The following is a 12,749-nucleotide window of genomic DNA, read 5'->3' on the forward strand; positions in this document are numbered from 1 at the left end:
GCCCCCTGCGAGGAAGGAAGCGATGATGGAGCTGAACGAGGGTGGCGGCCGGTCGCTCCGCCGGCGGCTGGCCGAGGCGCGGGAGGCGGAGCGCGACCGCCTGCTGCTGGAGCTGGTCCACGCGCACGCGTCCGCCGTCCTGGGACGGGACGAGCCGGTCGTGCTCGACCCCGACCGGGCCTTCGGCGCGCAGGGGCTGCGCGGCCGCGCCGCGCGGGCGTTCCGGGAGCGGCTGCGGGACGAGACCGGCGTCGACCTCCCCGCGACCGTCATCTTCGACTACCCAACTCCCCGCGCCCTCGCCGAGCACCTGGGCCTCGCGCTGCTCGGCCGGCACGACGACACCGCGCCCGCGCCCTCGTCGGGACAGGGGACCCCTGACGAGCCCATCGCCATCATCGGCATGGGGTGTCGTCTCCCCGGCGGGGTGGCCTCGCCGGAGGACCTGTGGCGGCTGGTGCGCTCGGAGACCGACGCGATCTCCGAGTTCCCCGACGACCGGGGGTGGACCGTCGAGTACGACCCCGACCCGGACCGCGTCGGCGCCGTGTGCACCCGGCACGCCGGCTTCCTCTACGACGCGGCCGACTTCGACGCCGACTTCTTCGCCATCAGCCCCGGCGAGGCCGTGACGATCGATCCCCAGCACCGGTTGCTGCTGGAGACGACGTGGGAGGCGATCGAGGGGGCGCGGATCGACCCGACGACGTTGCGGGGAACGCGTACCGGTGTCTTCGCCGGCCTGATGTACAGCGAGTACGGGGCGCGCATCCGGCACGTGCCGCCGAGCGCCGAGGGGTACCGCGTCGTGGGCAGCATGCCCAGCGTGGCGACGGGACGCCTCGCCTACACCTTCGGTTTCGAGGGGCCGGCGGTCACCGTGGACACCGCCTGCTCGTCCTCCCTGGTGGCCCTGCATCTCGCGGCCCAGTCCCTACGGAAGGGCGAGTGCTCGCTCGCCCTGGCCGGCGGTGTGACGGTGATGGCCACCCCGTGGGGGTACATCGAGTTCAGCCGGCAGCGGGGACTCGCCCCGGACGGGCGCTGCCGTTCGTTCTCCTCGGACGCGGGCGGCAGTAGCTGGTCCGAGGGCGTGGGCGTGCTGGTGCTGGAGCGGCTGTCGGACGCGCTGCGCAACGGGCGTCGTGTGCTCGCCGTCCTGCGCGGCTCGGCGGTGAACCAGGACGGGGCGTCCAACGGGCTGACGGCCCCCAACGGGCCGGCCCAACAGCGCGTGATCCGCGATGCCCTGGCCAACGCGGGGTTGACCACCGCCGACGTGGACTGCGTGGAGGCGCACGGCGCGGGGACCCGGCTCGGCGACCCGATCGAGGCGCAGGCCCTGCTCGCCACCTACGGCCAGGACCGGCCGGACGAACGTCCACTGTGGTTGGGGTCGTTGAAGTCCAACATCGGCCACACGCAGGCCGCCGCCGGTGTGGCCGGTGTGATCAAGATGGTGATGGCGATGCGGCACGGGACGCTGCCACGCAGCCTGCACATCGCCGAGCCGACGCCGTACGTGGACTGGTCGTCGGGCGCGGTGGAGCTGCTGAGCGAGGCCCGCCCGTGGCCCGAGGCCGGTCGTCCCCGTCGTGCCGCCGTCTCCTCGTTCGGCGTGGGCGGGACGAACGCCCACGTGATCCTGGAGCAGGCGCCGCCGGAGCCCGAACGTCCTCTGAGGACGACGAATGAGTCCACTGTGGAGAATGATCTGGGCTCTCGTCCGCTGCCCTGGCTGGTCTCGGGCCGGGGCGAGGCGGCGCTGCGGGCACAGGCACAGCGGCTCCGCGAGTTCCTGGAGCGCGAGTCTGACACGCGGGACGAGGACGTCGCGTACTCGCTGATGACGACCAGGACGGCGTGGGCGGACCGGGCCGTGGTCGTCGCGGAGTCGCGGGAGGAGGCCGTGGCGCGCCTGGCCGACCTGGCCAGGGGCGACCACGGGCAGCGGGTGGCGCGGGGCGTCGCCGGGACGCGGGACCGGCTCGTCTTCGTGTTCCCCGGCCAGGGTTCGCAGTGGCCGGGCATGGCGGCCGAGCTGATGACCTCCTCCCGGGTGTTCCGGGAGTCCATCCACGCCTGCGCCGACAGCCTCCGCCCCCACACCGACTGGTCGCTGACGAAGGTCCTGCGCGGCGAGGCCGGCGCGCCCATGCTGGACCGGGTCGACGTCGTGCAACCCGCGTTGTTCGCGGTGATGGTCTCCCTCGCGGCGCTGTGGCGTTCCTTCGGCGTGGAGCCGAGCGCGGTCGTCGGCCACTCGCAGGGAGAGATCGCGGCGGCGCACGTCGCCGGGGCCCTCTCGCTGGACGACGCGGCGCGCGTGGTGGCGGTCCGGAGCCGGGCGCTGCGGGCGTTGTCCGGCCGGGGCGGGATGGTGTCGGTCGCCGCGCCCCTCGACCAGGTGCTCCACGCGCTGGAGCCGTGGAACGGCGCGATCTCCGTCGCGGCGGTGAACGGCCCGAGGTCCGTCGTGGTCTCCGGTGAGGCCGCCGCCCTGGATGACGCGCTGGCCTCGTTCACCGCCAACGGGGTGCGGGCCCGCCGCATCCCGGTGGACTACGCGTCGCACTCGCCGCAGATCGACGAGATCCACGAGACCCTGCTGGGCGCGCTGACCGGAATCCAGCCACGGCCGGCCACCGTGCCGTTCTACTCGACCGTGGTGGGCGAGCCGATCGACACCACGACGCTGGACAGCGCCTACTGGGTGCGGAACCTGCGGCGCACCGTCCAGTTCGACCGGACCGTGCGGCGTCTGATCGCGGACGGCCACCCGACCTTCGTCGAGATGAGCCCGCACCCCGTCCTGACCGTGGGAGTGCAGGAGACCGCCGACGAGGTGGACGTCCCCGACGTCCTCACGGTCGAGTCGTTGCGGCGCAACGAGGGCGGCATGGCGCGGTTCCTCACCGCCGTCGCCGAGGCGCACGTCCACGGGGTCACCGTCGACTGGTCCGAGGCGTTCGCGCACACCGATCCCCGCGTGGTCGACCTCCCGACCTACGCCTTCCAACGCCGGCGCTACTGGTTGGAGGACGCGGCCCCCGCCGGTGCGGACGTGACGGCGGCCGGGATGGACACGGCGGACCACCCCATGCTGGGCGCGTGGGTCCCGCTGGCGGACGCGACCGGCGGGGCGGTGTTCACCGGGACCCTGTCGCTCCGGAGCCACCCGTGGCTGGCTGACCACGCCGTCGCCGACGTCGTCCTCGTCCCGGGCACGGCGCTCGTGGAGCTGGCGCTGCACGCCGGCGCCCAGGTGGGCTGCGACCTGCTGGAGGAACTCGTCCTGGAAGCTCCCCTGGTTCTCCCGGAGCAGGGCGCGGTCCGCGTCCAGCTTCGACTGGACGAACCCGACGGGGACGGCCGGCGCGCCCTCAGCCTGCACTCCCGCGCGGACGACGCCCCGATCGACGAGCCGTGGACCCAGCACGCCACCGGCACCGTGGCCCTCGGCGGCCACCAGCCCGATCCGCGACCGAAGCAGTGGCCGCCCGCCGGGGCCGAGGAGATCGCGCTCGACGACTGCTACCGCCAGTTGGCCAAGAGCGGCCTCCACTACGGCGAGGCGTTCCGGGGGCTCCGCCGCTGCTGGCGGCTGGGGGACGAGATCCACGCCGAGGTCGACCTCCCGGACAGCGCGGGCGGAGCCGGCTCCTACGGCCTGCACCCCGCCCTGTTCGACGCCGCGTTGCACGCCGCCGCCTTCGTCGGCTTTCCCGACGCGTCGTCGGACGGGTCCGTGACCAGACTGCCGTTCTCCTGGAACGGAGTGGAGCTGCACGCGGCCGGAGCCGCCCGGCTCCGGGTGCGCATCCGCTTCACCGGCCCGGGCTCGCTGTCGGTGGCCGCCACCGACCCCACCGGCCGGCCGGTCGTGACGGTCGCGACCCTCGGGATGCGTCCGGTGGCCGCCGAGTCCCTCCGGCGGGCGGCGGCCTCGACGCGCGCGGCGCTCTTCCGTCTGGAATGGCGGCCTCGGCCGGCGCTCGCGCCACGCGAACCCGGCGTGGTCGAGCGGTGGGCGTGGATCGGCCCTGAGGTTCCCGAACCAGCCAACGCCCTCACCGCACGCGGAGTCGTGCTTGAGCATCACACCGATCTGCCAGCGTTGCGGGAGTCTCTGGACGCGGGCGCCGACGCTCCCGACGTCGTCGTGCTCCCCGAGCTGTCGGGAGCGGAGGAGACCGAGATGGTCCCCGCCGTACACGAGACCATTCACCGGGTTCTGGCGGCGGTTCAGGGCTGGTTGGCCGACGAGCGACTGGCGAACACCCGTCTCGTCGTGGTGACCCGGGGCGCGATCGCGGCCGCGCCGGGGGCGCTGCCCGATCCCGTCCTCTCCGCCGTGTGGGGGCTCGTGCGCTCGGCCCAGACGGAGAACCCCGGCCGGGTCACCCTGGTCGACGTCGACGACCACGACGCGTCCTGGAGCGCTCTTCCCTCCACAGTGGACTCCGGTGAGACCCAGTTCGCGTTGCGCGACGGAACCGTCCTGACTCCCCGGCTCGCGCGGGTGACGACTCCCGCGACCACCCACCCGAACCCGCTCTGGCGTCCTGACGGGACGGTGTTGGTGTCGGGTGGGACGGGTGTGTTGGGTCGGTTGGTGGTGCGTCACTTGGTGGTGGCGCACGGGGTCCGGCGTCTGGTGTTGGTGTCGCGGTCGGGCTTGTCGGGGGACGGGGTTGGGGAGTTCCTCCGGGAGATGTCGGGGTTGGGGGCCGATATTCGGGTTGTGGCGGCGGATGTCGCTGATCGCGAGGCGTTGGCTTCGGTGGTGGGGTCGATTCCTGCGGAGTTCCCGTTGTCGTGTGTGGTGCATGTGGCGGGTGTGTTGGATGACGGTGTTGTGGGGTCGTTGTCTGGTGAGCGGGTCTCGTCGGTGTTGCGGCCGAAGGTGGATGGTGCGTGGTGGTTGCATGAGTTGACGGTGGGTTTGGGTGTGGGGTTTGTGGTGTTTTCGTCGGTGGCGGGGGTGTTGGGTTCTGGGGGTCAGGGTGGTTATGCGGCGGGGAATGGGTTTGTGGATGGGTTGGTGGGGTGGCGTCGTGGTGTGGGGTTGTCGGGGTTGTCGTTGGTGTGGGGGTTGTGGGGTGTTCGGTCGGGGTTGACGGGTGGTTTGGGTGAGGTGGATGTGCGGCGGATCGGTCGGTCGGGCATCCAACCCCTGTCGAACGACGAGGGACTCGCCCTCTTCGACCTCGCCTGCGCCTCCGACGAGCCGGTCGTCCTCCCGCTGCGCCTGGACACCTCGGTGCTCCGCGACGGCGACGCCCAGGACGTTCCCCCGCTGCTCAGGGGACTGGTCCGCTCCCCGGCGCGGCGGGCCACCGTCGACAGTGGACAGGACAGTGGCGGGGAGTCCTTCTCCGCCCGCCTCGCCCGCGCGTCGGAAGGGGAACAGGACGCCCTCGTGCTGAGCCTGGTGCGCGCCCACGTCGCCGCCGTGCTGGGCTACGACGACCCGCGAACGGTCGCGCTGCGCCGAGCGTTCGTCGACATCGGGTTCGACTCGCTGCGCGCCCTCCAGCTCCGGAACCGGCTGAACGGGGCGACGGGCCTGCGCCTGCCGGCCACCCTGGTCTTCGACCACCCGACGCCTGAGGCCCTCGCCCAGCACCTCCGCGCCCTGCTCCTGCCGAACCACCCGGCCCCGGTCGGCTCGCCGAGCCAGAACGGCCGGGCCGAGGCGGAGGGCTCCGCGGAGATCCCGTCCAGCCCTCTCCCGCGCGCCACCGACCTCCCCGCGGCGCCGGCCCCGAAGGACGACGAGGGGGCCGAGGCCGACGCGGTCGCCGAGCGACTCCGCTCCGCCTCCCTCCAGGAAATCCTCGACTTCATCGACAACCAGCTCGGCGAGTGAGCGCCCCGGCACGGCGACGCCCCCGACCGACGTGGACTGAATGAGGTGTCCCATGGTGGACGAACACAAGATCCGCGACTACCTGGCCCGGGTCACCGGAGAACTCCACGACGCGCGGCGACGGCTGCGGGCCGCCACCGCCGGTGAGCGCGAGCCCGTCGCCATCGTCGGGATGGCCTGCCGCTTCCCCGGCGGCGTGGAGTCCCCCGAGGACCTGTGGCGGTTGGTCGTCGACGAGATCGACGCCGTCTCCCCGTTCCCCAGCGACCGGGGATGGGGGATCGACACCCTCTACGACCCGGACCCGGACAGCTTCGGGACGTCCTACGTCCGCGAGGGTGGTTTCCTCGACGGGGCGGCGGAGTTCGACCCCGAGCTGTTCGACGTCTCACCCCGGCAGGCGCTGACGATCGACCCGCAGCAACGCCTGGTCCTGGAGACGACGTGGGAGGCGATCGAGTCGGCCAGGATCGACCCGACCTCCCTGCGCGGCTCCCGGACCGGGGTGTTCGTCGGCCTGATGCACAACAGCTACACCTCGGCGACCACGGCCACCACGCCCAGCACCGAGGGCTACCTGGTGATGGGCAGCACCGGCAGCATGGCGTCGGGACGCGTCGCCTACACCTTCGGTTTCGAGGGGCCGGCGGTCACCGTGGACACCGCCTGCTCGTCGTCCCTCGTCTCGTTGCACCTGGCCTGTCAGGCGCTGCGCCAGCGGGAGTGCTCCCTCGCGGTCGCCGGCGGCGTCACCGTGATCGCCAAGCCGGCCGGGTTCGTGGAGTTCAGCCGGCAGCGCGTCCTCGCGCCCGACGGTCGTTGCCGTTCCTTCTCGGCCGACGCCGCGGGCACGAGCTGGTCGGAGGGTGTCGGTGTCCTCCTCGTGGAGCGGTTGTCCGACGCGCTGCGCAACGGGCACCCCGTCCTGGCGGTGGTCCGTGGCTCCTCGGTGAACCAGGACGGGGCGTCCAACGGCCTCACCGCGCCGAACGGCCCGGCCCAGCAACGGGTGATCCGGCACGCGCTGAGCACTGCTGGGCTGACGCCCGCCGACGTGGACGCCGTCGAGGCGCACGGAACCGGGACCCGGCTCGGTGACCCGATCGAGGCGCAGGCCCTGCTCGCCACCTACGGCCAGGACCGGCCATCGGACCGTCCACTGTGGCTTGGGTCGCTGAAGTCCAACATCGGCCACACGCAGGCGGCTGCCGGCGTCGCCGGTGTGATCAAGATGGTGATGGCGATGCGGCACGGCGTGTTGCCGCGCAGCCTGCACATCGCCGAGCCCTCGCCCTTCGTCGACTGGTCCTCCGGGGCCGTGAAACTGTTGACGGAGACGCGTCCCTGGCCCGAGGTCGACCGTCCCCGCCGCGCCGCCGTCTCGTCCTTCGGTATCAGCGGCACGAACGCCCATGTCATCCTGGAGCAGGCCCCTCCGCGACCGGCCCCGGCTCCCGAGTCCGGCCAGAACGGACAGAACGGCCAGAACGGCCCGGCCATCCAGAATGGCCCGGCCAGCCAGGACGACCAGGACGGCCAGGACGCCGCGCCGGCCCGTGGCCGGGTGGTGCCGTGGCTGGTCTCGGCGCGCGGCGATGCGGCACTGCGCGGACAGGCCCAGCGGCTGCGGAGCTTTCTGGAGGACCGCACCGAGCTGCGCGAGGTGGACGTCGCCTGGTCATTGGCGACCACCAGGGCCGCGCTGGACGACCGCGCCGTCGTGATCGGTCGCGGCGGGGACGAACTGCTCGCCGGGCTGGCCGCGGTGGCCCTGGGCGAACCCAGCCCCGGTGTGGTGCGCGGAACGACGACAGGGGACACGCGTCTCGCGTTCGTCTTCTCCGGGCAGGGCGCGCAGCGGGTCGGGATGGGGCGCGAGTTGTCCGCCCTGTTCCCCACCTACGCACGCGCGTTCGACGAGATCTGCGCGGAGTTCGACCAGCACCTGGACGTGTCGCTGCGCGACGTCGTCTTCGGCGGGGACGGCGTTGACCGGGCGTTGGTCGACCAGACGCTGTACACGCAGCCGGCGTTGTTCGCCGTCGAGGTCGCCCTGTTCCGGCTCGTGGAGTCGTGGGGTGTCCGGCCGGACTTCCTCACCGGGCATTCCATCGGCGAACTGGCCGCCGCGCACGTGGCCGGTGTCCTGTCCCTGCCCGACGCGTGCGCGCTGGTCGCCGCGCGCGGCCGGCTCATGCAGGAGCTTCCGCCCGGCGGCGCGATGGTGGCCGTGCGGGCCACCGAGGCGGAGGTCGCCCCGTTGCTGGCCGGGCGGGAGGCGGACGTGGCCCTGGCCGCCGTGAACGGCCCGGACTCGGTGGTCCTGTCGGGCGTCGAGGAGGCGGTCAGCGAGGTGGCCGCCGTGCTCGCCGAGCGGGGGCGCCGGACGAAACGGCTGGTGGTCAGCCACGCCTTCCACTCTCCGCTCATGGACCCGATGCTGGACGACTTCCGTCGCGTCGTGGAACGGCTGAGGTTCCACTCCGCTCGGCTCCCCGTGGTGTCGACGGTGACCGGACGGGTCGTTGACGCCGCCGCGTGGAGCGACCCGACCTACTGGGTGGAGCAGGTCCGGCGGCCAGTGCGGTTCGCCGACGCGATCACCGCCCTGCACCGGGAGGGCGTTGGCGTGTTCCTCGAACTGGGACCCACCGCGTCGTTGACGGCGTTGGGAGCGGAGACGCTGGGCGAGGACGGAAACGCCACCTTCGTCGCCGCGCTCCGCGCCGACCGCGCCGAGGACCAGGCCGTCACCACCGCTGTCGCCACGCTGCACACCCGGGGCGTCGAGGTGGACTGGGCCGCCTTCCTCGCGGGACTCGTGGGATCGGACGCCCGCCAGATCGACCTGCCCACCTATGCCTTCCAGCGTCAGCGCTACTGGATCGAGGAGCCGAGGACCAACGCCTGGCCGAACGGGGGGCCGAACGCCGGGGCGCCCTCTTACGACTCCGTCCACAGTGGTCGTCCACTGTCGACTCATCCGCTGGTGAGCGGTGTCGTCTCGGTCGCCGACTCCGACCATCTGTTGTTGACCGGGACCCTGTCCCCGTCGACCAGCCCCTGGCTGGCCGACCACGTGATGGCCGGCGCGGTCCTGGCGCCCGGCACCGCGTTCCTCGACCTGGCCCTGGTCGCCGCCGAGCGGGTCGGCTGCGACCGGGTGGACGAGCTGGTGCAGGAGGCTCCCCTCGTGCTGGACGCGGACCGGGCCGTCGAGTTCCAGGTCGCGGTGGGCGGAGCCGACGAGGAGGGCCGTCGCGAGCTGCGCGTCTACTCCCGTCCCCAACCCGACTCCACCCACGGGGACACCGACGGGGCCACGGCCACCGACCAGGCGGCATGGACCCGCAACGCCAGCGGAACGCTGTCCGCGAGCGGGGAGACGGACGCCCGCGCCGACACCGACCTGACCTCCTGGCCGCCCCAGGGCGCCGAGCCCGCCGACGTCAGCGACCTCTACGACCGGCTCGCCGAGCAGGGCTACGTCTACGGTCCCGCCTTCCAGGGCCTGGTCGCCGCGTGGCGACGCGGTGACGAGGTGTTCGCGGAGGTGCGCCTGCCCGAGCCCCAGCGGGCCGAGGCCGACCGGTTCCGGGTCCACCCCGCCCTGCTCGACGCGGCGCTGCACGCGATGGCCGTCGGGACGGACGGGGAGGAGGGCTCCCGTTCGCTGCCCTTCTCCTGGAGCGGGGTGTCGCTGTCGCTCACCGGAGCCACCACGCTGCGCGTGCGACTGACCCGCACCGGCGCGGACACGGTGTCGGTCCACGCCAGCGACGACACGGGCGCGCCGGTGGTGGCCATCGACTCCCTGCTCCGCCGCCCATTGTCCACAGAGGACCTGTCGGTGGCCCGAAGGGTGATCCAGGAGTGCCTCTACCGACTGGACTGGATCGGCGTTCCCCTGCCGGACGACGACCGCGCGGGATCGCGACGCTGGGCCATACTGGGTTCCGAGGACCGCGCTCGGTCCACAGTGGCCGGAGACCTCCCGCCTGAGTGGCTCCGTCACCCCGACCTGCCGTCCCTGGTCGCGGCGATCGAGGCCGGCCAACCGGCTCCCGGGGTCGTGCTCGCTCCGCTCACGACCGCCTACGACCACGCCGACACCCCGGCGGTGGTGCACCGACTGACCCACGACGTCCTCGACCTCCTCCAACAGTGGTTGGCCGAGGACCGGCTCACCGACAGCCGCCTGGTGTTCCTCACGCGCGGCGCAGTCGCCGCCACACCTGGCGACCACGTCCGCGACCTGCCGGGCACGGCGGCGTGGGGCCTGGTGCGGTCCGCCGCCAGCGAGAACCCGGGCCGGTTCGTGCTCGTCGACCTCGACGACCAGGCATCCTCCACGTCCGCCCTCGCCGCCGCACTGGCCGGCGGCGAACCCCAACTCGCCCTGCGCGGCGGGCGCGCCCACGCGCCGCGCCTGGCCCGCGCCGTGCCAACCCACCTCACCCCGCCGCCGGACGCGGACACTTGGTGCCTGGACACCGTCGGCAGGGGGACGCTGGAGAACCTGCGCCTCGTCCCCTGCCCGGAGGTCACCGGGGAGCTGGAACCCGGGCAGGTCCGGATCGCGGTCAGGGCCGGCGGGCTCAACTTCCGCGACGTCCTCATCGCCCTCGGCATGTACCCGGGCGAGGCCACCCTCGGCAGCGAGGGCGCCGGCGTCGTCACCGAGGTCGGCCCCGGTGTCGAGGGCCTCGCCGTGGGCGACCGCGTCACCGGCCTGTTCCCCCGGTCCTTCGGCCCGACCGCCGTCGCCGACCACCGCTACCTCGCGCGGATCCCCGAGGGCTGGACCTTCGCCAGGGCCGCGTCGGTCCCGGCCGCCTACCTCACCGCCTACTACGGGCTGTTCGACCTCGCGGCGCTCCAGCCGGGGGAGAGCGTCCTCGTGCACGCCGGCGCGGGCGGCGTCGGCATGGCCGCGATCCAACTCGCCACGGCCCGGGGCGCGGAGGTGTTCGCGACGGCCAGCCCCGGCAAGTGGGACACCCTGCGGTCGCTTGGGCTGGACGACGACCACATCGCCTCCTCCCGCACCCTCGACTTCGAGGAGAAGTTCCGGCGGACCAGCGGGGGACGGGGGGTCGACGTCGTCCTCAACTCGCTCACCCAGGAGTTCGTCGACGCCTCCCTCCGCCTGTTGGCCCCCGGCGGACGCTTGGCCGAGATGGGCAAGACCGACATCCGGGACGCCGCCGACGTCGAGGCGGCGCATCCCGGAGTCCGCTACCGGGCCTTCGACCTCATGGAGGCCGGCCCCCGCCGCATCCAGGAGATGTTGGGCGAACTCATGCGCCTGTTCGAGCAGGGCGCGCTCACCACCTCGCCCGTCCGCGCCTGGGACGTGCGCCAGGCGAAGGAGGCGTTCCGCCACCTTCAGCAGGCGCGGCACGTCGGCAAGGTCGTGCTGACGGTGCCGACGCCGTGGGACCCCGACGGGACGGTGTTGGTCTCGGGCGGCACCGGCGGATTGGGTCGGTTGGTGGTGCGTCATTTGGCGGTGGCGCACGGGGTTCGTCGTTTCGTGTTGGTGTCGCGGTCGGGCTTGTCGGGGGACGGGGTTGAGGAGTTCGTCGGCGAGTTGATGGGAATGGGGGTGGATGTTCGGGTCGCGGCGGCGGATGTGTCTGTTCGGGATCAGGTCGCTGAGGTGATCCGGTCGGTTCCGGTTGAGCATCCGTTGTCGTGTGTGGTGCATGTGGCGGGTGTGGTGGATGACGGTGTTGTGGGGTCGTTGTCTGGTGAGCGGGTCTCGTCGGTGTTGCGGCCGAAGGTGGATGGTGCGTGGTGGTTGCATGAGTTGACGGTGGGTTTGGGTGTGGGGTTTGTGGTGTTTTCGTCGGTGGCGGGGGTGTTGGGTTCTGGGGGTCAGGGTGGTTATGCGGCGGGGAATGGGTTTGTGGATGGGTTGGTGGGGTGGCGTCGTGGTGTGGGGTTGTCGGGGTTGTCGTTGGTGTGGGGGTTGTGGGGTGTTCGGTCGGGGTTGACGGGTGGTTTGGGTGAGGTGGATGTGCGGCGGATCGGTCGGTCGGGCATCCAACCACTGTCCACTGAGGACGGTCTGGCGCTGTTCGACGCCGCCGTGGCCCGCCCCGACCCCGTGCTCGTGCCGGTGCGGTTGGACACCAGCGCCTTCCGGCGCGACCCCGACGACGCTCCCGCGATCCTGCGGAACCTGCTGCCAGGGGCGGCCCGCCCCGGCCGCCGTGCCACCGACCGCGTCGCCGCGTCCGGTCCCGACGCCCTCCGTCAGCGCCTGACCACCCTGTCCGGCCCCGACCGCGCCCGGGCGCTGCTGGACCTCGTCCGCGGCCACGTCGCGGCGGTGCTCGGCCACGCCACGCCCGACGCCGTCGAGGCCGACCGCACCCTCAAGGACCTCGGCTTCGACTCCCTGGCCGGCGTGGAGCTGCGGAACCGGCTGAACGGGGCGACGGGCCTGCGGCTGCCGGCCACCCTGGTCTTCGACCACCCCACCTCCGCCGCGCTCGCCGCGCACATCGGCGAGGAACTCCTCGGACACGCCGGTGAGAACGGCGCGTCCACCATGGACGGCATGACCGCCGGGACCGACACGGGCGATCTCACCGACGCCCAGATCCGGGAGATCCTGAACGCGATCCCCCCGGCCAGGGTCCGTGAGTCCGGCCTGCTGGAGACCCTCGCCGCGCTCTCCGGCGTCCACAGTGGAGAGACCACCGGCGGCGAAGCCGGCGCCGGAGAAACCGACGGCGGGGAGACCCGCGGCGGGGACGGCGCGGTGACGAGCACGATCGACGAGCTGAGCGTGGAACACCTCGTGCGCATGGCGTTGCACCAGGACCAGGCGTGAGGGAAGGGAGGGAGGAGTTCGCCATGACCATGC

General features: G+C 72.8%; 1 protein-coding gene and 1 pseudogene. Both read left to right on the forward strand.

Annotation, left to right across the window (positions count from 1 at the left end):
• Positions 1 to 103: 103 nt before the first annotated feature.
• A pseudogene (locus LX15_RS12850) lies at positions 104 to 5,872 on the forward strand (type I polyketide synthase); the annotation flags it as partial.
• A gap of 55 nt (positions 5,873 to 5,927) precedes the next feature.
• Entirely contained in the window at positions 5,928 to 12,716 is a 6,789-nt protein-coding gene (locus tag LX15_RS12855) for an SDR family NAD(P)-dependent oxidoreductase (protein ID WP_372502697.1), read from the forward strand.
• Positions 12,717 to 12,749: the final 33 nt, after the last annotated feature.

It is taken from the genome of Streptoalloteichus tenebrarius (assembly GCF_024171885.1).
In the GTDB taxonomy this organism is placed as follows: Bacteria; Actinomycetota; Actinomycetes; order Mycobacteriales; family Pseudonocardiaceae; genus Streptoalloteichus; species Streptoalloteichus tenebrarius.